Genomic DNA, 22,683 nt, shown 5'->3' with positions numbered 1-22,683 from the left:
GCTAAGATGTCACCCATCCCTTTAAATATTAGCCGCTTTTACCGGTTCCATTACACCTTGACAACAAATATTTAGCTTTCGTCTGATTTTCTCACCCAAACGAATGAAGTTCACTATGTGGTTCATACGTTTTGTCACTTACAGGCAGAGAAAAGCGCAAAGGTGGTCAGTTTTCGGACAAGGCGATGAATTTACATGCGTTGACCACTTCCACTGGCCGTTAGCGATGTTATGATGGCGGCAATTTTTCTCTCTTTGCTTACGATTCGTTGAGAACCCGAAAATGTTAAAAAAACTCTTCTTTCCGTTGGTAGCACTCTTTATGCTCGCCGGCTGCGCGACTCCGCCGACGACCATTGACGTTTCACCAAAAATTACCCTGCCTCAGCAGGATCCAAGCCTGATGGGCGTTACGGTCAGCATTAATGGCGCCGATCAGCGTCAGGACCAGGCGCTGGCGAAAGTGACTCGCGACAACCAACAGGTCACGCTGACCGCCTCCCGCGACCTGCGCTTCCTGTTGCAGGAAGTGCTGGAGAAACAGATGACCTCCCGCGGCTACATGATTGGCCCAAGCGGCGCGGTTGATCTGCAAATCATCGTGAACAACCTGTACGCTGACGTCTCCCAGGGTAACGTTCGCTACAACATTGCGACTAAAGCCGATATCGCCATCATCGCTACCGCGAAGAACGGCAACAAAATGAACAAAAACTACCGTGCGAGCTATTCCGTTGAAGGCGCATTCCAGGCCTCCAACAAAAATATCGCTGACGCGGTTAACAGCGTGCTGACTGACACCATTGCCGACATGGCACAGGACACCAGCATTCACGACTTCATCAAGCAGAACGCCCGTTAATCCTGCTGACTGACCCGGTGCTTCACCGGGTCAGTTCATAAGAACATGTCCAGTCACTACTTACGCATTTTCCAGCAACCGAAATCAGCTATTCTGCTGATCCTTGGTTTCGCCTCAGGTTTGCCCCTTGCGCTCACCTCCGGCACGTTACAGGCGTGGATGACGGTTGAGAACATCGATCTTAAAACCATTGGTTTCTTCTCGCTCGTCGGCCAGGCTTACGTCTTTAAGTTCCTGTGGTCGCCGGTGATGGATCGCTATACCCCACCGTTCCTCGGGCGCCGTCGCGGCTGGTTAGCGATGACGCAGGTGCTGCTGTTGCTGGCCATTGCCGCAATGGGTTTCCTTGAGCCGTCAACACAGCTGCGCTGGATGGCCGCGCTTGCGGTGGTCGTCGCCTTCTGCTCCGCTTCGCAGGACATTGTTTTTGACGCCTGGAAGACGGACGTCCTGCCAGCGGAAGAGCGTGGCGCCGGTGCGGCAATCAGCGTGCTTGGCTACCGCCTGGGTATGCTGGTTTCCGGCGGGCTGGCCCTCTGGCTTGCCGACCGCTATCTCGGCTGGCAGGGAATGTACTGGCTGATGGCCGCTCTGCTGATCCCCTGCATTTTTGCCACGCTATTCGCGCCTGAACCGAGCGATGTGATTCCGGTTCCCCGCTCGCTGGAGCAGGCCGTCGCCGCACCGCTCCGCGACTTCTTTGGTCGCAATAATGCCTGGCTGATCCTGCTGCTGATTGTCCTTTATAAGCTCGGCGACGCTTTCGCCATGAGTCTGACCACCACCTTCCTGATCCGCGGCGTCGGGTTTGATGCGGGGGAGGTCGGCGTGGTGAACAAAACCCTGGGGCTGTTTGCCACGATCGTCGGCGCGCTGTACGGCGGCGTATTGATGCAGCGTCTGTCGCTGTTCCGTGCTCTGCTGATCTTCGGCATCCTTCAGGGCGCTTCGAATGCCGGTTACTGGCTGCTGTCGATCACCGACAAGCATATGATCAGCATGGCGACGGCGGTATTCTTTGAAAATCTGTGCGGAGGTATGGGCACTGCGGCATTTGTCGCCCTGCTGATGACGCTGTGCAATAAGTCATTTTCCGCCACCCAGTTTGCCCTGCTCTCTGCCCTCTCAGCCGTCGGGCGCGTGTACGTAGGTCCCGTCGCGGGCTGGTTTGTTGAAGCCCACGGCTGGCCGACATTTTATCTCTTCTCTGTGGTGGCGGCTGTGCCGGGGATTTTATTGTTGCTGGTCTGTCGCCAGACGCTGGAATATACCCAGCGGACGGAACACTTCATGCCGCGCACGGAATATCAGGCTGCTTACCGGTTTGCCCTGCGTCTGCTGATGGCAGGTTGTCTTGCGCTGGTAGTGTGGCTCGCGGTTCTCATTATCAATGCGACGACCACCTTGTCGCTTCCTTTTGAAACCCAGCTGCTTGATGCAGGCGTGTTTCTCGCCATCGTGGGTATCCTGACCGGTGGGATGCTGGATTTCATGTCACTGCGGAAAACGCAGATGACATGAAGTAAAAAGCGAAAGGTTATTTCCCGTTGTAATAACGACACGAAATTATAACGGCGAAATAACCGCCATCGGCAAAAAAAAATATTTGTTGTTTTGTGCGGGATAGCATTCGGAAATTATTGGAGCTTATTTCGCTACGCTATTTTCCGTTAAACGATTCAGCATTCGAAAGATTGAATTTTCGTTTTTTAGTTGTCTTTTTATTGATAATTAATTGTTAATTATTTGTGTATTTTCCGCAATGGTTATACCAATTGTCCCTTTTGCGGTATGCTGGGGCACCCTTTCGTTATAACGCCCACTCCGTGCGGCTTCCCCCGGAAAACGCGACATAATTTGCAACACTTGTGACATGTGCGGCAGAACCCGGTAACACCTTCCTGACACAGGGCTAATGATGTTTACAGTAATGTAACCTTCCCGTAAAATGCCCCCACACTTTAAACGCCACCAGACTCCCGTGGAATTGAGGTCGTTAAATGAGACTCAGGAAATACAATAAAAGTTTGGGATGGTTGTCATTATTCGCAGGCACTGTATTACTCAGTGGCTGCGATTCTGCACTACTAGACCCCAAAGGACAGATTGGACTGGAACAACGTTCATTGATACTGACGGCTTTTGGCCTGATGTTGATTGTGGTTATTCCTGCCATCTTGATGGCTGTTGGTTTCGCCTGGAAGTATCGTGCGAGCAATAAAGATGCGAAGTATAGCCCTAACTGGTCACACTCCAATAAAGTGGAAGCTGTGGTCTGGACGGTACCTATTCTGATCATCCTGTTCCTTGCTGTACTGACCTGGAAAACCACTCACGCACTTGAGCCGAGCAAACCGCTGGTTCACGATGAAAAACCTATTACCATTGAAGTGGTCTCCATGGACTGGAAATGGTTCTTCATCTATCCAGAACAGGGCATTGCTACCGTGAATGAAATCGCCTTCCCGGCGAACACTCCGGTTCAGTTCAAAGTGACCTCCAACTCCGTAATGAACTCCTTCTTCATCCCACGTCTGGGTAGCCAGATTTACGCGATGGCCGGTATGCAGACTAACCTGCACCTGATCGCGAATGAAGCAGGCACCTACGACGGTATCTCCGCCAGCTATAGTGGCCCGGGCTTCTCGGGTATGAAGTTCAAAGCTATCGCTACGCCAGACCGCGCGACTTTCGACCAGTGGGTTGCAAAAGCGAAGCAGTCTACCAACACCATGTCTGACATGGCGGCGTTCGAAAAAGTGGCTGCACCTAGCGAATACAACAAGGTGGAGTACTTCTCTAACGTGAAACCGAATCTGTTCAAAGATGTTATTGGCAAATTTATGGATCACGGCATGAGCATGGACATGACCCAGCCTGAAGGCGAGCACAACACGCACCAGGGTATGGAAGGCATGGACATGAGCCACGCGGAAACCGCTCACTAAGGGGCCGAGGAAGAAAATGTTCGGAAAATTGACACTGGATGCAGTGCCCTACCATGAACCGATTATTATGGTTACGGTGGCTGCAATTATCATTGGTGGCGCGGCCTTAGTTGGCCTGATCACTTACTTCGGTAAGTGGAGCTACCTGTGGAATGAGTGGCTGACTTCGGTTGACCACAAAAAACTCGGTATCATGTACTGCATCGTCGGTATCGTCATGTTAATTCGTGGCTTTGCGGATGCAATCATGATGCGTAGCCAGCAGGCGCTTGCGTCTGCGGGCGAAGCCGGCTTCCTGCCACCGCACCACTACGATCAGATCTTTACCGCCCACGGCGTTATCATGATCTTCTTCGTGGCGATGCCGCTGGTAATCGGTCTGATGAACGTGGTCGTTCCGCTGCAAATCGGCGCGCGCGACGTTGCGTTCCCGTTCCTGAACAACCTGAGCTTCTGGTTCACGGTTGTCGGCGTTATCCTGGTTAACCTGTCACTGGGTGTGGGCGAATTTGCTCAGACCGGCTGGCTGGCCTACCCGCCGCTGTCGGGAATTGAGTACAGTCCGGGCGTGGGCGTTGACTACTGGATTTGGGCGCTTCAGCTCTCCGGTGTCGGTACCACTCTGACCGGTATTAACTTCTTCGTGACCATCCTGAAGATGCGTGCACCAGGTATGACGATGTTCAAGATGCCAGTATTTACCTGGGCATCTCTGTGCGCCAACGTCCTGATTATCGCGTCGTTCCCAATTCTGACCGTCACCATCGCGCTGCTGACCCTGGATCGCTATCTGGGTACCCATTTCTTCACGAATGATATGGGTGGCAACATGATGATGTACATCAACCTGATTTGGGCCTGGGGTCACCCGGAAGTGTACATCCTGGTTCTGCCGGTGTTCGGTGTGTTCTCCGAAATCGCGGCAACCTTCTCGCGTAAACGTCTGTTTGGTTACACCTCTCTGGTGTGGGCAACCGTATGTATTACCGTTCTGTCGTTCATTGTCTGGCTGCACCACTTCTTCACCATGGGTGCGGGCGCCAACGTAAACGCCTTCTTCGGTATTACCACCATGATTATCGCGATCCCGACCGGGGTTAAGATCTTCAACTGGCTGTTCACCATGTACCAGGGCCGTATCGTGTTCCACTCAGCCATGCTGTGGACCATCGGCTTCATCGTGACCTTCTCCGTAGGTGGGATGACCGGGGTACTGCTGGCGGTACCTGGTGCTGACTTCGTTCTGCACAACAGTCTGTTCCTGATTGCGCACTTCCATAACGTTATCATCGGTGGCGTGGTCTTCGGCTGCTTCGCTGGCGTAACCTACTGGTGGCCAAAAGCGTTCGGCTTCACGCTGAACGAGAAATGGGGTAAACGCGCGTTCTGGTTCTGGATCATTGGCTTCTTCGTAGCATTTATGCCGCTGTACGTGCTGGGCTTCATGGGTATGACCCGTCGTCTGAGCCAGCAGATCGATCCGCAGTTCCACCCAATGCTGATGATTGCAGCGGGCGGCGCAGCGCTGATTGCCTGCGGTATTCTGTGCCAGCTGATTCAGTACTACGTGTCTATCCGTGACCGTAACCTGAACCGCGACCTGACCGGTGACCCGTGGGGTGGCCGTACGCTGGAGTGGTCTACCTCTTCTCCACCTCCGTTCTATAACTTTGCCGTAGTGCCGCACATTCATGAGCGTGACGCATTCTGGGAAATGAAAGAAAAAGGTGAAGCGTACAAGCAACCTGAACATTACGAAGAGATCCATATGCCGAAAAACAGCGGTGCGGGCATCGTCATTGCCGCCTTCGCAACGGTATTTGGTTTCGCAATGATCTGGCACATCTGGTGGATGGCGATTGTTGGCTTCGCTGGCATCGTAATCAGCTGGATTGTGAAGAGCTTTGACGAGGACGTGGACTACTACGTACCAGTCCGTGAAGTTGAAAAGCTGGAAAACCAGCATTTTGACGAGATTTCTAAAGCGGGGCTGAAAAATGGCAACTGATACTCTGGCGCACTCGACTGCCCACGCGCATGAACATGCGCACCATGATACAGGACCGACGAAAGTCTTCGGTTTCTGGATCTACCTGATGAGCGACTGCATCCTGTTCTGCTGTCTGTTCGCAACCTATGCCGTTCTGGTGAACGGCACAGCGGGCGGCCCGACCGGTAAGGACATCTTTGAGCTGCCGTTCGTACTGGTTGAAACCGCACTGCTGTTATTCAGCTCCATCACCTACGGCATGGCGGCTATCGCCATGTACAAAAACAACAAGAGCCAGGTTGTCTCCTGGCTGGCGTTGACCTGGCTGTTTGGTGCTGGCTTTATCGGGATGGAAATCTATGAATTCCATCACCTGATCATGGAAGGTTTCGGCCCGGATCGTAGCGGCTTCCTGTCAGCGTTCTTCGCGCTGGTCGGCACCCACGGTCTGCACGTGACCTCGGGTCTGATCTGGATGGCGGTACTGATGTTCCAGATCTCCCGTCGCGGCCTGACCAGTACTAACCGTACCCGTATTATGTGCCTGAGCCTGTTCTGGCACTTCCTGGACGTGGTATGGATCTGTGTGTTCTCTGTTGTCTATCTGATGGGGGCGATGTAATGAGTCATTCTAACGATCATGGCGCTTCCCACGGCAGCGTAAAAACCTACATGACAGGTTTCATCCTGTCGATCATTCTGACGGTGATCCCGTTCTGGATGGTGATGAACGGTTCTGCATCTAAGCCGGTTATCCTGGGCGCAATCCTGGTGACCGCGGTGATTCAGATTCTGGTGCATCTGGTTTGCTTCCTGCACATGAACACCAAGTCCGATGAAGGCTGGAACATGACGGCCTTTATCTTTACCGTGATTATCATCGCTATCCTGGTAGTCGGTTCCATCTGGATTATGTGGAACCTTAACTACAACATGATGGTTCACTAAGAGCGGCGAGTATGTTTAAGCAATACCTGCAAGTCACGAAACCAGGCATCATCTTTGGCAACCTGATCTCCGTAATCGGAGGGTTCCTGCTGGCCTCTAAAGGCAGCATTGATTACACCCTCTTTATTTACACGCTGGTCGGTGTGTCACTGGTGGTTGCGTCCGGTTGTGTATTTAACAACTACATCGACATGGATATCGACAAGAAGATGGAAAGGACCAAAAATCGGGTGCTGGTTAAAGGCCTGATTGCCCCTTCCGTCTCGCTGGTGTACGCCACCTTGCTGGGTATTGCTGGCTTTATGCTGCTGTGGTTTGGTGCTAACCCGCTGGCCTGCTGGCTGGGGGTGATGGGGTTCGTGGTGTATGTAGGCGTCTACAGCCTGTATATGAAACGTCACTCCGTCTACGGCACGCTGATTGGTTCTCTCTCCGGCGCTGCGCCGCCGGTGATTGGCTATTGCGCCGTCACGAACGAGTTCGACAGCGGTGCGCTGATCCTGCTGGCTATCTTTAGCCTGTGGCAGATGCCGCACTCCTACGCCATCGCGATTTTCCGCTTTAAGGATTATCAGGCGGCGAACATTCCGGTTCTGCCGGTCGTGAAAGGCATTTCGGTTGCCAAGAACCACATCACGCTCTACATCATCGCTTTTGCCGTGGCAACGCTGATGCTCTCTCTGGGCGGTTACGCCGGATATAAATATCTGGTGGTAGCAGCTGCGGTGAGCGTCTGGTGGCTCGGCATGGCCCTGCGCGGTTACAAAGTGGAAGATGACAAGGTCTGGGCACGCAAGCTGTTTGTGTTCTCGATTGTCGCCATCACCTCCCTGTCCGTGATGATGTCCGTAGACTTCATGGTGCCTGATTCACAAAACCTGCTGACTTACGTCTGGTAAGCTATAGCAAGGACATAAAGGGGTGCTTCGGCACCCCTTTTTTATTCATGAAATCTATTAGTAACGTATGTAATATTTGTTAAATAACCCATTATTTACCCCGCCCCTTCCCCGCACTACACTATGGCCTGCTTTTGAACTGAGGTGGTAATGAACGATTATAAAATGACGCCAGGCGAACTGCGTGCGACCTGGGGTTTAGGGACTGTTTTCTCGCTGCGGATGCTTGGCATGTTTATGGTCCTGCCCGTTCTGACCACATATGGCATGGCGTTACAGGGTGCCAGCGAAGCGCTGATCGGTCTGGCGATCGGTATCTACGGCCTGGCGCAGGCAATATTCCAGATCCCCTTTGGCTTGCTCTCCGACCGCGTGGGTCGTAAACCGCTGATTGTCGGCGGGCTGCTGGTGTTTGTGCTCGGCAGCATCATCGCCGCCCTCTCCCACTCCATCTGGGGAATTATTCTTGGGCGCGCCCTGCAAGGTTCCGGGGCGATTGCCGCCGCCGTGATGGCGCTGCTGTCAGACTTAACCCGCGAGCAAAACCGCACCAAAGCCATGGCGTTTATCGGCGTCAGCTTTGGCGTCACGTTTGCCATTGCCATGGTGCTGGGGCCGATTATTACCCATTCACTCGGCCTGCACGCCCTGTTCTGGATGATTGCGGTGCTGGCGACCATCGGGATCGCACTCACGCTGTGGGTTGTACCTGACAGTAAAAACCACGTCCTCAACCGTGAATCAGGGATGGTGAAAGGCTGCTTCAGCAAAGTCATCGTCGAGCCGCGCCTGCTTAAGCTGAACTTCGGCATTATGTGCCTGCACATTCTGCTGATGTCCACCTTTGTCGCCCTGCCCGGTCAACTTGCCGCAGCAGGTTTCCCGGCGGCAGAGCACTGGAAAATTTATCTGGTCACAATGCTGATCTCGTTTGTCTCCGTTGTGCCCTTCATTATTTACGCCGAAGTGAAGCGCAAAATGAAACGCGTCTTCGTGGGCTGCGTGGCGTTACTGTTGATTGCCGAGATTGTGCTGTGGGGCGCCGGCCCGCATTTCTGGGAGCTGATCGCTGGCGTACAGCTGTTCTTCCTGGCCTTTAATCTGATGGAAGCCCTGCTGCCGTCGCTTATCAGCAAAGAGTCTCCGGCAGGATACAAAGGCACCGCGATGGGCATTTACTCCACCAGCCAGTTTCTCGGCGTGGCGATCGGCGGGTCACTCGGCGGCTGGGTGGATGGTCTGTTTGACTCCCAGACCGTTTTCCTCGCCGGTGCGCTGCTGGCGATGCTCTGGCTGTTTGTGGCCAGCACCATGAAAGAGCCGCGCTATGTGAGTAGCCTGCGGGTAGAAATTCCCGATGACGTGGCAATCGGTGACGCGTTACAACAGCGTCTGGAAGCGACAGAGGGCGTGAGCGAAGTGCTGATTGTCCCGGAAGAGCGCAGTGCGTATGTCAAAATTGACAGCAAAGTGACTAACCGCTTTGAGGTAGAGCAGGCGCTGAAGGCCTGAAAAAATGCCCGGTTAGCCGGGCATGATTGTCTTAATCGCGGAAATTTTTAAACTGGAATGGCTGACCGAGATCGCCGCCACGCACCAGCGCCATCACGGATTGCAGGTCATCACGGGATTTTCCGGTCACGCGGATCTCTTCCCCCTGGATCTGCGCCTGCACTTTGAGCTTACTGTCTTTGATAAGCTTCACGATTTTCTTCTGCACGGCGCTTTCAATACCCTGCTTCAGCTTCGCTTCCACAAACCAGGTTTTGCCGCTGTGAACAAAATCTTCCGGCACATCGAGTGAGGTCCCTTCAATGCCGCGCTTGAGCAGCTTGGCGCGCAGGATATCCAGCAACTGGTTGACCTGGAAATCAGACTCGCTCAGGACTTTGATCGTCTTGTTCGCGTCGTTCAGTTCAATGGTCGCCTCAACGCCACGAAAATCGAAACGTGACTCAACCTCACGGACAGCATTTTCTACGCCGTTACGCGCTTCCTGCAAATCAACTTCAGAAACAATATCGAAAGATGGCATCTTTTCTTCTCCCTTCATTTTTGTTGCGTTGCATAATACCCGCAACGAGGCATAACGAGAAGCTTAGCTGATGGCGCTATACTTAGCGTCATAGCACCTGGCGCCGTTGCAGGTGAGGAGGAACGATGAAAGTAACAGTGCTTGGATGCGGAGCCCTTGGCCAACTCTGGCTTACAGCGCTATGCAAACAGGGACACGACGTTCAGGGCTGGCTGCGAATTCCCCAGCCCTATTGCAGTGTGAACGTGATGGGTACAGACGGTTCAATTTTTAATGAGTCTTTGACGGCAAACGATCCGGAATTTCTTGCCACCAGCGATTTGCTGCTGGTCACGCTGAAGGCCTGGCAGGTCTCCGATGCGGTGAAAAGCCTGGCCGCCCAGTTACCTGAAAGCACGCCAATCCTGCTGATTCACAACGGTATGGGTACCATTGAAGAGCTAAAATCTGTCCGGCAACCGCTGCTGATGGGGACAACCACCCACGCGGCGCGTCGCGACGGTAACGTCATTATCCATGTTGCCAGTGGTATCACTCATATCGGTCCCGCGCGTGAACAGCCCGGCGATTACAGCTATCTTGCGGATACCCTGCAAAGCACGCTGCCTGACGTCGCCTGGCACAATAACATTCGCGCGGAACTGTGGCGCAAACTGGCGGTGAACTGCGCGATTAATCCGCTGACCGCCCTGCTGGATTGCCCTAACGGTGAACTGCGCCAGCATCCTGATCGGGTAGCGCTGATTTGCCGGGAAGTTGCCGCCGTCATTGAACGCGAAGGCTACCACACCTCAGAGTCCGATTTACGTTATTATGTCGACCAGGTCGTTGAGAGTACGGCAGAAAATATCTCCTCAATGTTGCAGGATATCCGGGCTATGCGGCATACCGAAATTGATTACATTACCGGTTATCTGTTAAAACGCGCCCGGGCACACGGCATTACCGTTGCGGAAAACAGCCGTCTGTTTGAGTTAGTAAAACGAAAGGAGAGTGAGTATGAGCGCATCGGCACTGGTATGCCTCGCCCCTGGTAGCGAAGAGACAGAAGCGGTCACCACCATTGATTTGCTGGTACGTGGTGGTATTAAGGTTACTACCGCCAGCGTCGCCAGCGACGGAAGCCTGGCGATTACCTGCTCGCGTGGGGTGAAGATTCTGGCGGATGCACCGCTTGTACAGGTGGCGGACGGTGATTACGACATTATCGTTCTGCCGGGTGGTCTGAAGGGGGCTGAGTGTTTCCGCGACAGCCCGCTGCTGGTTGAAACCGTTCGTCAGTTTCATCTTTCCGGGCGTATCGTCGCGGCAATCTGTGCAGCCGCAGGTACGGTGCTGGTTCCGCACGACATTTTCCCCATCGGCAATATGACCGGCTTCCCTGGTCTGAAGGATACAATTCCGGAAGACCAGTGGGTGGATAAACGCGTGGTCTGGGATCCGCGCGTTAACCTGCTCACCAGCCAGGGGCCGGGCACCGCCATTGATTTTGGCCTGAAGATTATTGACCTGCTGGTTGGGCGCGAAAAAGCGTACGAAGTGGCTTCGTCGCTGGTGATGGCGGCGGGGATTTATAACTACTACGAATAAAAAAGTCGGGTGGCGCAAGGTAAAAGCAAAACGGCAACCCGAGGTTGCCGTTTTTAATGTTTGCGCCCTCTCCCTGTGGGAGAGGGTCGGGGTGAGGGCATCAGGCCGCACTCCCCGACAATAAACTACGGGCGATACACCTTCACATTCGCGAAGCCCTGCTCGCGCAGATACAGCGCCTGCAAACGGCTCATGACCCCACGCTCACACCACAGCAGATACGTTTTGCTCTGGTCGAGATCGCCAAACTGGGTGCTCAGCTTGTAGAACGGCAGCGAAACCACCTCCACGCCTTCCACCTGCAACGGCTTGTCATCCTGCTCATCAACAGAACGGATATCCAGAATCGTATCGTTAGCACCAAAGCCGCTGACCGTCTCCACCTCAACCACTTCCTGCTCGGTCTGCTGGGCGATCTCACGGATATCGATGTTGGACGCTTCCGCCACCACTTTTTCCAGGATGCTGAAATCGAAGTTCTCTTCTTCCGCTTCGATCTTCGCCTTCACCGCTTTAATGGTTGGACTTTTTGAGATCACACCGCAATATTCCGGCATGGTACGGGCAAAATCTTCAGTACCGATTTTACGCGCCAGATCGATGATGTGCTCTTTATCGTGAGAGATCAGCGGGCGCAGGATCAGCGTATCAGACACGTTGTCGATAAGACGCAGGTTGGTCAGCGTCTGGCTGGAGACCTGCCCCAGCGCTTCACCGGTGACCAGCGCCTGCACGCCGTAGCGCTCAGCCACTTTGGACGCCGCGCGCACCATCATACGTTTCAGGACCACGCCCATCTGGCCGTCGTCCACTTTTTCGAGGATTTCGCCGACCACCGGCTCAAAGTTGATCGCCACGAAACGCACGCGGTGAGAGCTGCCGAAGCGGTTCCACAGGTAATGCGCCACCTGACGTACGCCGATTTCATGCGCCGCGCCGCCCAGGTTAAAGAAGCAGTAGTGCACGCGGCAGCCGCGACGCATCAGCATGTAGCTGGAGACGCCGGAGTCGAAGCCGCCCGAGATCAGCGACAGCACATCTTCCTGCGTGCCGATCGGGAAACCACCAATACCTTCATAACGACCCTTAACCAGCAGCAGACGATCGTTCTCGATCTCAAGATTAACGGTAACGTCCGGGTTAGTCAGGCGCACGCGCGCCGTCTCAACGTGCTGGTTCAGACCGCCGCCAACGTAGCGCTCGACTTCAATCGAGCTGAACTCGTGTTTACCACGACGCTTCACGCGCACGCAGAAGGTTTTGCCTTCGATCTGGTCGCGGTACTGTACCAGCGCCTTTTCGAAGATATCGTGCATATCGCTGAACGGAACGTCTTCCACTTCCAGAATATGATGAATACCAGGAATACGGGTCAGCGCGTCGCGAATATCAAGACGTTTGCTTTCGTCTTTCGCGCGGACTTCAACGTGGTCCCAGTGACGCACCACAGCGAGCGTTTCGTCGTAGTGTTTTAATACGTTACGAATGTTCCCGGTGAGAATTTTAATAAAGCGCAAACGCACAGATTGGCTTTTGATGGTGATTTCAGGGAACAATTTAATGATAAACTTCATGGCGGCAATGTTTCTTAGGCAAGCTTATAAAGGCTTGTAGTGGAAAATGATACAGCAGCCCACACCCGTGGCTGCATCCAGGCGCGCAAGTATACCACCATCGCGCCACTCGCGTTATTTGATAATTGCCCCGAGTCCGTTACCATGTTGGGGCGAAGAATATAAGAGTTAATTCACTATGCCGAAGAAGAACGACGCACCGGCCAGTTTTGAAACTGCGCTGAGTGAGCTTGAGCAGATTGTTACCCGCCTCGAGAGCGGCGATTTACCGCTGGAAGATGCCCTCAACGAATTTGAACGCGGTGTGCAGCTTGCGCGCCAGGGGCAGGTAAAGCTTCAGCAGGCCGAGCAGCGTGTGCAGATCCTGCTTTCCGACAGCGAAGACGCTAAAACCACGCCATTCACACCGGACGCCGAGTAAATGGATTTCTCCAACGCGCTTCAGGCGCGCGTCATCCGCGCCAACGATGCGCTGCGCCGATTCATTGAGCCGCAGCCTTTTCAGAACACTCCACTGGTTGAAGCCATGCACTATGGCGCACTCTTGGGGGGTAAACGCCTGCGTCCGTTCCTGGTATATGCCACGGGCAACATGTTCGGTATCAGCGATAACACGCTGGACGCCCCGGCAGCCGCCGTGGAGTGTATCCACGCCTATTCGCTGATCCACGATGATTTGCCAGCCATGGACGATGACGATCTGCGTCGCGGTCAGCCAACCTGCCATATCAAATTTGGCGAAGCGAATGCCATTCTGGCGGGTGATGCGCTGCAAACTCTGGCCTTCTCCATTTTGAGCGATGCGCCGATGGTTGAAGTGAGCGATCGCGATCGTCTGGCAATGGTGTCCGAACTGGCAATGGCCAGCGGCGTCGCCGGGATGTGCGGCGGCCAGGCGCTGGATTTAGAGGCTGAAGGTCGTCAGGTTACTCTGGAACAGCTGGAGCGCATCCACCGTCACAAAACGGGCGCACTGATTCGTGCAGCCGTTCGCCTGGGCGCGCTGAGCGCGGGTGAACGCGGGCGTAAAGCCCTGCCGATTCTGGACAGATACGCAGAAAGTATCGGTCTGGCATTCCAGGTTCAGGATGACATTCTGGATGTGGTGGGCGATACTGCAACATTGGGAAAACGTCAGGGTGCGGATCAGCAGCTTGGCAAAAGTACCTATCCCGCCCTGTTGGGCCTTGAGCATGCCCAACGTAAAGCCCGGGATCTAATAGACGATGCCCGCCAGTCGCTGAATGAGCTGGCCGCGCAATCGCTGGATACCTCGGCACTGGAAGCGCTAGCGGACTACATAATCCAGCGTGATAAATAAACTATAAATCTCGATGAGCCTTTGATGAGTTTTGATATTGCCAAATACCCGACACTGGCGTTAGTTGACTCCACTCAGGAGTTACGTCTGTTGCCGAAAGAGAGTCTGCCGAAGCTGTGTGACGAGCTGCGTCGCTACCTGCTCGACAGCGTTAGCCGCTCCAGCGGCCACTTCGCCTCCGGACTTGGCACGGTTGAGCTGACCGTGGCGTTGCATTACGTCTATAACACGCCGTTCGATCAGCTGATCTGGGATGTCGGCCACCAGGCCTATCCGCACAAAATTCTGACCGGACGTCGCGATAAAATTGGCACCATTCGCCAGAAAGGGGGCCTGCACCCGTTCCCGTGGCGCGGCGAGAGTGAATATGACGTGTTAAGCGTCGGCCACTCTTCCACCTCCATTTCTGCGGGCATTGGTATTGCCGTTGCCGCCGAAAAAGAGAATAAACAACGTCGCACTGTCTGCGTGATTGGCGACGGGGCGATCACCGCCGGGATGGCCTTTGAGGCCATGAACCACGCGGGCGATATCAAACCGGACATGCTGGTGATCCTCAACGATAACGAAATGTCGATCTCCGAGAACGTCGGCGCGCTGAATAACCATCTGGCGCAGCTGCTGTCCGGCAAGCTTTACTCCTCACTGCGTGAAGGCGGTAAAAAAGTCTTCTCCGGCGTACCGCCGATCAAAGAGCTGCTTAAGCGTACCGAAGAACACATCAAAGGCATGGTCGTACCGGGTACGCTGTTCGAAGAGCTGGGCTTTAATTATATCGGCCCGGTGGACGGCCACGATGTGCTGGGCCTGGTGACGACGCTTAAAAACATGCGCGACCTGAAAGGCCCTCAGTTCCTGCATATCATGACCAAAAAAGGGCGTGGTTACGAACCGGCGGAGAAAGATCCGATCACCTTCCACGCGGTGCCTAAGTTCGACCATACCAGCGGCTGCCTGCCGAAAAGCAGCGGCGGGATGCCAAGCTACTCAAAAATATTTGGCGACTGGCTGTGCGAAACGGCGGCGAAAGACAACATGCTGATGGCGGTGACGCCTGCCATGCGTGAAGGCTCCGGCATGGTGGAGTTTTCCAAAAAATACCCGGACCAGTATTTCGACGTCGCCATTGCCGAGCAACACGCGGTAACCTTTGCTGCGGGCCTGGCGATTGGCGGCTACAAGCCGGTGGTAGCGATCTACTCTACCTTCCTGCAACGCGCCTACGATCAGGTTATCCATGACGTTGCCATTCAGAAGCTGCCGGTGCTGTTTGCTATCGATCGCGCGGGCATTGTGGGGGCTGACGGCCAGACGCACCAGGGCGCGTTTGATCTCTCCTTCCTGCGCTGTATCCCGGACATGGTGATCATGACGCCAAGCGACGAAAACGAGTGTCGTCAGATGCTGTATACCGGTTACCACTATCAGGACGGTCCCTGCGCGGTACGCTATCCACGCGGTAATGCCCTTGGCGTTGAATTACAGCCGCTGGAAAAACTGGACATCGGTAAAGGTCTGGTGAAACGTCGCGGTGAAAAAGTGGCGATCCTGAACTTTGGTACGCTGATGCCGGAAGCGGCAAAAGTCGCTGAAAACCTGAATGCGACGCTGGTCGATATGCGCTTCGTGAAGCCGCTCGATGAATCTCTGATTCTGAGCATGGCGGAAAGCCATGACGTGCTGGTCACGCTGGAAGAGAACGCCATCATGGGTGGCGCGGGTAGCGGCGTGAACGAAGTGCTGATGGCGAACCGTAAAGCCGTTCCGGTGCTTAATCTCGGCCTGCCGGACCACTTCATCCCGCAAGGCACCCAGGATGAGGCGCGCGCCGACATTGGTCTGGATGCCGCCGGTATCGAAGCCAAAATCCGCACCTGGCTGGCCTGATCCCTCCCCTTTTCTGCTCCTGCTATGCTTAAACGTATTGTTTAAACAGCAGGAGCGGAACCATGCAATACACGACATTAGGAAAAACGGACCTTAAGGTGTCCCGGCTTTGCCTGGGATGCATGACGTTTGGCGAGCCTGACCGGGGAAATCATGCCTGGACGCTGCCGGAAGAGAGCAGCCGCCCCATCATCAAGCACGCCATTGACGGCGGCATCAACTTCTTCGATACCGCCAACAGCTACTCCGACGGCAGCAGCGAAGAGATTGTTGGCCGCGCCCTGCGAGATTTTGCCCGTCGTGATGACGTTGTGGTTGCCACTAAGGTGTACTACCCGTCAGGCGACCTGGCGGAAGGCCTTTCTCGCGCGCAGATCCTGCGTTCCATTGATGACAGCCTCAGACGCCTGAACATGGATTACGTCGACCTGCTGCAAATCCACCGCTGGGATTACAACACCCCGATCGAAGAGACGCTTGAAGCGTTGAACGACGTCGTGAAAGCCGGTAAAGCGCGCTACATCGGCGCATCGTCCATGCATGCCTCACAGTTTGCCCAGGCGCTCGATCTCCAGGCACAGCACGGCTGGGCGCGCTTTGTCACCATGCAGGATCACTACAACCTGATTTACCGGGAAGAAGAGCGCGAGATGCTGCCGCTCTGCTACCAGGAAGGCGTGGCGGTGATCCCGTGGAGCCCGCTGGCGCGCGGAAGGTTAACCCGTCCGTGGGGCGAAACCACCGCCCGGCTGGTATCGGACGAAGTGGGTAAAAACCTGTATGACGATACAGAAGCCAGCGATGCGTTAATTGCCGAACGCTTAGCCGGGATCGCCGACGATATCGGTGCAACGCGCGCGCAGGTGGCACTGGCGTGGCTGCTGAGCAAGCGCGGTGTCGCCGCGCCGATTGTGGGCACATCGCGGGAAGAACAGCTGGATGAGTTGTTGAGTGCGGTGGACTTATCGTTGACGCCGGAGCAGATTGCCGAGCTGGAGACGCCGTATCAGCAACATCCGGTGGTAGGGTTTAAATAAACAATTCAGGGAACAAAATCCGTAGGCCGGGTAAGCGCAGCGCCACCCGGCAATACAGAGCGCACAAAATTACGCGAAGTGATCGTACCCTTTCCAGTCAAGCGTAACCGGGGCGCCGTCGCGGACAAACAGCAGCCCTTCACTTTCCGGCATCACCTGCCCGATGCAGGTAAATTTCGCCCCCAGATGCGCTAACGCCACATCCAGTGTTCCGCGATTGAGCTCAGGCACTGTGAAGCACAGCTCATAATCTTCTCCACCGGATAACGCCCAGCGCAGCGCCTGCTCAGGCTCGGCATGGCGACGCAACGGCTCTGACAGAGGAAACAGATCCAGATCGATCCGCGCGCCCACGCCGCTGGCTTTCAGGATATGGCCGAGATCGGAGATCAGCCCGTCAGACAAATCGATAGCCGAACTGGCCCGCTCGCGCAGCGCCTGGCCGTGCAAAATACGCGGCGTGGGCCGGAGATGGCGCTTCACCAGGTACGCCGCATCGTCAGCATCTTCAACCGTTAAACGGTTCTGAAGGATTGCCAGCCCTGCCGCGCTATCCCCCGGCGTACCGGTCACGTAGATCCAGTCGCCCGGTTTTGCGCCCGAACGTTTCAGCGCGCGCCCGGCAGGCACATAGCCGTGGATTGCCAGGGTCATCGACAGCGGACCGGCAGTGGTATCACCGCCAATCAGCTGCATATCGTAATAATTCAGCTGCTCAAACAGGGCATCGCTGAAGGCTTCAAGCCAGGCTTCATCCACCTCTGGCAAGGTCAGAGCCAGCGTCAGCCAGGCCGGGTCGGCGCCCATTGCCGCCAGATCGCTGACGTTAACCGCCAGTGCTTTATACGCCAGATCGGCAGGATCGATGTCGGGCAGGAAATGTCGCCCACACACTAAGGTGTCGGTGCTGATTGCCAGCGTCTGTTTTTCGGGAATATTGAGAAGTGCGCAGTCATCGCCGATGCCGGTTTCAACATCAAGACGAGAGGTTCTGACACGGTCGAAATAACGGGCAATCAGGGAGAATTCGCCACATGCCATACGTTATGCCTCAGCAAATAAAAGAAAAAACCGGAGCCACACTGCCCGTCAGGCAATGCAGAACTCCGGTTTGCGGATCACTTTTTGTGGGGACGGATCGCAGGTGCGGCTTTATCCAGCACGCCGTTAACAAACTTGTGGCTGTCTTCAGCGCCGAAGGTTTTCGCCAGTTCGATCGCTTCGTTGATGGCCACTTTGTACGGCACATCATCACGTTTAGACAGCTCAAACAGCGCGATACGCAACACTGCTTTTTCGACCTGGCCCAGCTCTTCGAGCAGACGGGACAGGTATGGCTTCATCAGACCATCGAGATACGCGCTATTAGTCGCCACTCCCGACAGCAGTTCACGGAAGTACAGAACGTCAACGTCTTTCACGTCCTGTTCTGACAGGAACTGGTATTCAACATCAGCGATGTCGTTCTGGGACAACTGCCAGGAGTAAAGTGCCTGGACGGCACATTCACGGGCGCGGCGACGAGCAGCAGGTTTCACGGAATTCCCCTTACAAAAAAATCAGGCCTTGATGGCTTTCAATACATTGATCATTTCAAGCGCGGTCAGTGCAGCTTCTGCACCTTTGTTACCGGCTTTGGTGCCAGCACGTTCGATGGCTTGTTCAATACTTTCGGTGGTCAGCACGCCGAACGCGACAGGAATTTCAGCATCCTGCGCAACGTGCGCCAGACCATTGCTTGCACCGCCCGCAACGTATTCGAAGTGCGCAGTGCCGCCACGAATAACAGTACCCAGCGCAATCACCGCGTCGTATTTACCGGTTTTCGCCAGCGCGCCCGCTGCCAGTGGCAGTTCGTAAGCACCTGGTACCCAAACGACGGTAATGTTGTCATCTTTAACCTGGCCGATACGTTTCAGGGCGTCAACCGCACCTTCCAGCAGGCTATCATTGATGAAGTTGTTGAAACGCGCAATGGTGATGGCGACGCGAGCGTCCGGGGTAGCTACAGCAGCTTCAATAATGTTCATACTCTTCCTTTACGGGTTCATTTGGCCCCGCAGGGGGGCGGATTTTATCATAATACTTTGCGTACTGCTTCCCTATTTCAGGAGCAATTACGCTGTCGTTAAATGGAGGCAGACATCCGGGCCTACCGGACGAATCTCACTGAATGAGAGTTGCGGCGCATCGGCCAGTTTTTCAAGGCCGGGCAGCACAAACAGGCCGCGCGCGTCGTTACCTAACAGTTTAGGCGCAACGTAGACGAGAAGCTCATCCACCAGCCCCGCCTGAAGCAGTGCGCCGGCGAGCGTCGGACCGGCTTCAACCCAGATACTGTTGACCTGCTGTTTGCCGAGCAACATCATCAGCACCACCAGATCCAGATGCCCGTTATGTTCCGGCACCGTAATGCTGCGCACGCCTTGCGGCCATTCGCGCGTATCTTCTTTGGTGCGTGCAATCCAGGTTTCCCCCGGCTGCTGCACGATGCGGTGCTCCGGCGTCACGCGGTTCTGGCTATCAATAATAATGCGCAGCGGCTGACGCAGGTTCTCCTGCGGATAGAGCGCCTGCGTATCTGCATTCAGCTCTTCCCAGCGTACGGTCATGGCCGGATCGTCAGCCAGTACCGTTTCACTGCTGGTGAGAATAGCATGGCTTTGCGCGCGCAGACGTTGCACATCGCGCCTTGCCTGTGGCGAGGTGATCCACTGGCTCTCGCCGTTCGCCATCGCCGTGCGGCCATCCAGTGACGCGCCAAGCTTAAGCTGGATAAACGGGAAGCCGGTGCGCATACGCTTCAGGAAGCCTTTATTCAGGGCTTCCGCATCCTGCATCATCAGGCCGTGGCTGACGTCGATTCCTTCCTGTTGCAGACGATACAGTCCGCGGCCCGCTACCTGCGGGTTAGGATCCTGCATGGCGGCGACAACGCGCGAGACGCCCGCCGCAATCAGCGCTTCACAGCACGGCGGCGTACGCCCATGGTGGCTGCATGGCTCCAGCGTCACATAGGCCGTCGCGCCACGCGCTTTCTCCCCCGCCATGCGCAAGGCATGCACTTCAGCATGCGGCTCGCCTGCGCGATAGTGAAAACCTTCCCCCACGATCTCACCATCTTTAACAATGACGCACCCGACATTGGGGTTAGGGTGAGTGGTAAACCGACCGCGCTGCGCCAGCTTCATGGCTCGCGCCATGTACATCTCGTCGTGCATGGTCTTAATCCTGTAAGCGGGCGATCTCTTCGCCAAACTCTTTGATGTCTTCGAAGCTGCGGTAAACGGAGGCAAAGCGGATATAGGCGACTTTATCGAGCTTTTTCAGCTGTTCCATCACCAGATTGCCGATCATTTTGCTCGGCACTTCGCGCTCACCTAACCCCCGCAGATAAGATTTAATGTGGTTTAACGCCATTTCGACGTCATCGGAGCTGACGGGCCGTTTTTCCAGCGCCTTGAGCATCCCGCTACGCAGTTTTTCTTCATTGAACGGTTCGCGCACATCGTTACTTTTTACCACGCGCGGCATTACCAACTCTGCCACCTCGAAGGTGGTAAAACGCTCGTTGCACACCAGACACTGCCGACGACGACGCACGGAAGACCCTTCGCCTACAAGACGTGAGTCGATGACTTTGGTATCCACAGCGGAGCAAAATGGGCAATGCATACGATGTCCCTGTTATCTGGTTAACTGATTTCTATTTTACCCTGAACTGGCCCGACAACAAAGGAAGAGCTTTTTGAGACAAAGGATCTATGCCTGACGGCACTATCCTGTCTACCATTGCAGCAATCTGTGATTTCAAGGAATTAAACGCAATGACAAGACGTTACCTGAAAATAGTGCTGGTGGGGAGCCTGTTCACGCTTAGCGCCTGCGCACAGCAAAGCGAAGTCCGCGAGATGAAACAAAGCGTGAATACGCTTAACGTGGCGATGGACAAACTTAATAAAGAAACCGTGAAGATCACCCAGCAGAACGCGCTGAATGCCAAATCCAGCAATGGCGTTTATTTATTGCCAGGTGCAAACACGCCCGCGCGTCTGAACAGCCAGATTGGCACGCTAAAGATGTCTCTGGTGAATGTTGCAGCGAATGCCGATGGTACTCGCGCAACATTACGCATTCAGGGTGAGTCCAACGATCCGCTGCCCGCGTTCAGCGGCACCGTAGAGTGGGGCCAGATTCAGGGCACCACGGAGAGCTATCAGGAAGTGAACGTGAAGAATCAGCTCTTCACCGCCCCCGCCAGCACGCTGGCGCCAAGCGATGTTGACATCCCGCTCCAGCTGAGCGGACTGACGCCAGAACAGCTGGGCTTTATCCGTATTCACGACATTCAACCCGCCGCGCAATAACCCGCCCTTTTAGCGGAGTGAAATGTCACTCCGCTAACATTTACATTTCGTATGGATTGGCAACATAAATGATTGCCGCTACAATCGCGCCCGTCTAAAGTACGCAAACGTGAACGCAATCGATTACGTATGTGAGAGATATGTGAAACAACACATATTTTTGTGAGCAAGGATTCCTATAATAGGCTCCGCAGAAACACGAAATATTTAGAAACGCAATTCGCGCATTTTTCACTCCCGGAAGGGAATTTCAATCAGTGGCATGCTTATGAAAAAAACATTACTCGCAGCCGGTGCAGTTCTGGCACTGTCCTCCTCTTTCACTGTTAACGCAGCGGAAAACGACAAACCACAATACCTCTCCGACTGGTGGCACCAGAGCGTTAACGTGGTAGGCAGCTACCATACCCGTTTCGGACCGCAGATCCGTAACGATACTTACCTCGAGTACGAAGCATTCGCTAAAAAAGACTGGTTTGATTTCTATGGCTACATGGACGCACCGGTATTCTTCGGCGGTAACACCGACGCGAAAGGTATCTGGAACCACGGTTCCCCACTGTTCATGGAGATCGAACCACGCTTCTCCATTGATAAACTGACTGGTACCAGCCTGGCGTTTGGTCCGTTCAAAGAGTGGTATTTCGCAAACAACTACATCTACGACATGGGCCGCAACAAGTCCGGTCGCCAGAGCACCTGGTATATGGGTCTGGGTACAGACATTGAGACTGGCCTGCCGATGAGCCTGTCCATGAACGTCTACGCAAAATACCAGTGGCAGAACTACGGCGCTGCGAACGAGAACGAGTGGGATGGCTACCGTTTCAAAGTGAAATACTTTGTGCCAATTACCCAACTGTGGGGCGGCAACCTGAGCTATATCGGCTTCACCAACTTTGACTGGGGTTCAGACCTGGGCGATAACGATTTCCGCGACCTGAACGGCAGAAAAGCGCGCACTAACGACTCCATCGCGTCCAGCCACATCCTGGCGCTGAACTACGATCACTGGCACTACTCTGTTGTTGCGCGTTACTGGCACAACGGTGGTCAGTGGAACGACGACGCCAGCCTGAACTTCGGCAACGGCGACTTCAGCGTTCGTTCTACCGGTTGGGGCGGTTACCTGGTCGTGGGTTACAACTTCTAATCAGTGCCGGATTGTGCGGGCTGGTGCCCTCACCCCTTCCCTCTCCCACGGGAGAGGGCGCAAACACAAAAA

The 22,683-nt window shown here is 54.8% G+C and carries 23 protein-coding genes; 16 read left to right on the top strand and 7 right to left on the bottom strand.

Features of this window, described 5'->3' with window-relative positions; translation table 11 throughout:
* Positions 1 to 283: 283 nt before the first annotated feature.
* From BFV63_RS04925 to BFV63_RS04885, 8 genes are all read left to right on the top strand, one after another.
* Entirely contained in the window at positions 284 to 862 is a 579-nt protein-coding gene (locus BFV63_RS04925; RefSeq protein WP_003859052.1) for a lipoprotein, read from the top strand.
* 45 nt (positions 863 to 907) lie between these two features.
* Entirely contained in the window at positions 908 to 2,383 is a 1,476-nt protein-coding gene (ampG, locus tag BFV63_RS04920; protein ID WP_048241296.1) for a muropeptide MFS transporter AmpG, read from the top strand.
* A 479-nt stretch (positions 2,384 to 2,862) separates the two neighbouring features.
* A complete protein-coding gene (gene cyoA / locus BFV63_RS04910; protein WP_003859054.1) occupies positions 2,863 to 3,810 on the top strand; it encodes a cytochrome o ubiquinol oxidase subunit II in 948 nt (315 codons plus the stop codon).
* 16 nt (positions 3,811 to 3,826) lie between these two features.
* Positions 3,827 to 5,818, top strand: coding sequence for a cytochrome o ubiquinol oxidase subunit I (gene cyoB, locus BFV63_RS04905; protein ID WP_022650473.1), 1,992 nt, complete (start codon positions 3,827 to 3,829; stop codon positions 5,816 to 5,818).
* Positions 5,808 to 6,422, top strand: coding sequence for a cytochrome o ubiquinol oxidase subunit III (locus BFV63_RS04900; RefSeq protein WP_003859057.1), 615 nt, complete (start codon positions 5,808 to 5,810; stop codon positions 6,420 to 6,422). The genes cyoB and BFV63_RS04900 overlap by 11 nt, the downstream gene beginning before the upstream one ends.
* Positions 6,422 to 6,748: a cytochrome o ubiquinol oxidase subunit IV gene (locus BFV63_RS04895; RefSeq protein ID WP_006809888.1), complete on the top strand. Its 327-nt coding sequence runs from the start codon at positions 6,422 to 6,424 to the stop codon at positions 6,746 to 6,748. Before BFV63_RS04900 ends, BFV63_RS04895 begins: the two co-directional genes overlap by 1 nt.
* Positions 6,749 to 6,759: 11 nt before the next feature.
* Positions 6,760 to 7,647 carry a heme o synthase gene (cyoE, locus tag BFV63_RS04890; RefSeq protein WP_003859062.1) on the top strand — a complete coding sequence of 296 codons (888 nt, stop codon included), beginning with the start codon at positions 6,760 to 6,762 and terminating at the stop codon, positions 7,645 to 7,647.
* Between the two features lie 150 nt (positions 7,648 to 7,797).
* On the top strand, positions 7,798 to 9,159 hold the full coding sequence (locus tag BFV63_RS04885; protein WP_032624756.1) for an MFS transporter: 1,362 nt from the start codon (positions 7,798 to 7,800) through the stop codon (positions 9,157 to 9,159).
* Positions 9,160 to 9,190: 31 nt separating this feature from the next.
* Here the strand turns inward: BFV63_RS04885 and BFV63_RS04880 are convergent, their stop codons facing one another.
* Positions 9,191 to 9,682: a YajQ family cyclic di-GMP-binding protein gene (locus tag BFV63_RS04880; protein WP_017383179.1), complete on the bottom strand. Its 492-nt coding sequence runs from the start codon at positions 9,680 to 9,682 to the stop codon at positions 9,191 to 9,193.
* Between the two features lie 125 nt (positions 9,683 to 9,807).
* Between BFV63_RS04880 and panE the strand changes: the two genes are divergently transcribed.
* Together panE and yajL are read left to right on the top strand one after the other, a co-directional pair.
* Positions 9,808 to 10,719, top strand: coding sequence for a 2-dehydropantoate 2-reductase (gene panE / locus BFV63_RS04875; RefSeq protein WP_048241298.1), 912 nt, complete (start codon positions 9,808 to 9,810; stop codon positions 10,717 to 10,719).
* Positions 10,682 to 11,272 carry a protein deglycase YajL gene (yajL, locus tag BFV63_RS04870; protein ID WP_003859085.1) on the top strand — a complete coding sequence of 197 codons (591 nt, stop codon included), beginning with the start codon at positions 10,682 to 10,684 and terminating at the stop codon, positions 11,270 to 11,272. The genes panE and yajL overlap by 38 nt, the downstream gene beginning before the upstream one ends.
* Before the next feature lie 125 nt (positions 11,273 to 11,397).
* Here yajL and thiI read toward each other — a convergent pair whose 3' ends face one another.
* On the bottom strand, positions 11,398 to 12,846 hold the full coding sequence (gene thiI, locus BFV63_RS04865) for a tRNA uracil 4-sulfurtransferase ThiI (RefSeq protein ID WP_022650463.1): 1,449 nt from the start codon (positions 12,844 to 12,846) through the stop codon (positions 11,398 to 11,400).
* A 178-nt stretch (positions 12,847 to 13,024) separates the two neighbouring features.
* Here thiI and xseB point away from each other — a divergent pair, with 178 nt between their 5' ends.
* From xseB to BFV63_RS04845, 4 genes are all read left to right on the top strand, one after another.
* Positions 13,025 to 13,267, top strand: coding sequence for an exodeoxyribonuclease VII small subunit (gene xseB, locus BFV63_RS04860; protein WP_003859094.1), 243 nt, complete (start codon positions 13,025 to 13,027; stop codon positions 13,265 to 13,267).
* Positions 13,268 to 14,167, top strand: a complete 900-nt coding sequence (gene ispA, locus BFV63_RS04855; RefSeq protein WP_032608639.1) for a (2E,6E)-farnesyl diphosphate synthase — start codon at positions 13,268 to 13,270, stop codon at positions 14,165 to 14,167. It abuts the gene before it with no gap.
* 24 nt (positions 14,168 to 14,191) lie between these two features.
* Positions 14,192 to 16,054, top strand: a complete 1,863-nt coding sequence (dxs, locus tag BFV63_RS04850; protein WP_015571294.1) for a 1-deoxy-D-xylulose-5-phosphate synthase — start codon at positions 14,192 to 14,194, stop codon at positions 16,052 to 16,054.
* A gap of 62 nt (positions 16,055 to 16,116) precedes the next feature.
* Entirely contained in the window at positions 16,117 to 17,091 is a 975-nt protein-coding gene (locus BFV63_RS04845) for an aldo/keto reductase (RefSeq protein WP_048241300.1), read from the top strand.
* A 69-nt stretch (positions 17,092 to 17,160) separates the two neighbouring features.
* Here BFV63_RS04845 and thiL read toward each other — a convergent pair whose 3' ends face one another.
* The 5 genes from thiL to nrdR form a co-directional block, all read right to left on the bottom strand.
* Positions 17,161 to 18,132, bottom strand: a complete 972-nt coding sequence (gene thiL, locus BFV63_RS04840) for a thiamine-phosphate kinase (RefSeq protein WP_023315516.1) — start codon at positions 18,130 to 18,132, stop codon at positions 17,161 to 17,163.
* Between the two features lie 77 nt (positions 18,133 to 18,209).
* Positions 18,210 to 18,629 (bottom strand): transcription antitermination factor NusB, encoded by a 420-nt coding sequence (nusB, locus tag BFV63_RS04835; protein ID WP_006809908.1) that lies wholly within the window; start codon positions 18,627 to 18,629, stop codon positions 18,210 to 18,212.
* 21 nt (positions 18,630 to 18,650) lie between these two features.
* Positions 18,651 to 19,121 (bottom strand): 6,7-dimethyl-8-ribityllumazine synthase, encoded by a 471-nt coding sequence (gene ribH / locus BFV63_RS04830; RefSeq protein WP_003859098.1) that lies wholly within the window; start codon positions 19,119 to 19,121, stop codon positions 18,651 to 18,653.
* 87 nt (positions 19,122 to 19,208) lie between these two features.
* Entirely contained in the window at positions 19,209 to 20,312 is a 1,104-nt protein-coding gene (gene ribD / locus BFV63_RS04825; protein ID WP_022650459.1) for a bifunctional diaminohydroxyphosphoribosylaminopyrimidine deaminase/5-amino-6-(5-phosphoribosylamino)uracil reductase RibD, read from the bottom strand.
* A 4-nt stretch (positions 20,313 to 20,316) separates the two neighbouring features.
* Positions 20,317 to 20,766, bottom strand: a complete 450-nt coding sequence (gene nrdR / locus BFV63_RS04820) for a transcriptional regulator NrdR (RefSeq protein ID WP_003859099.1) — start codon at positions 20,764 to 20,766, stop codon at positions 20,317 to 20,319.
* A gap of 152 nt (positions 20,767 to 20,918) precedes the next feature.
* Between nrdR and BFV63_RS04815 the strand changes: the two genes are divergently transcribed.
* Positions 20,919 to 21,458: a SadB/YajI family lipoprotein gene (locus BFV63_RS04815; RefSeq protein WP_003859100.1), complete on the top strand. Its 540-nt coding sequence runs from the start codon at positions 20,919 to 20,921 to the stop codon at positions 21,456 to 21,458.
* Between the two features lie 268 nt (positions 21,459 to 21,726).
* Positions 21,727 to 22,611 (top strand): nucleoside-specific channel-forming protein Tsx, encoded by an 885-nt coding sequence (locus BFV63_RS04810; RefSeq protein ID WP_032610182.1) that lies wholly within the window; start codon positions 21,727 to 21,729, stop codon positions 22,609 to 22,611.
* The last annotated feature ends 72 nt before the right edge of the window (positions 22,612 to 22,683 follow it).

The sequence above is a fragment of the Enterobacter hormaechei subsp. xiangfangensis genome, assembly GCF_001729785.1.
Taxonomy (GTDB): Bacteria; Pseudomonadota; Gammaproteobacteria; order Enterobacterales; family Enterobacteriaceae; genus Enterobacter; species Enterobacter hormaechei_C.
This window is presented reverse-complemented; position numbering and strand designations above follow the sequence as displayed.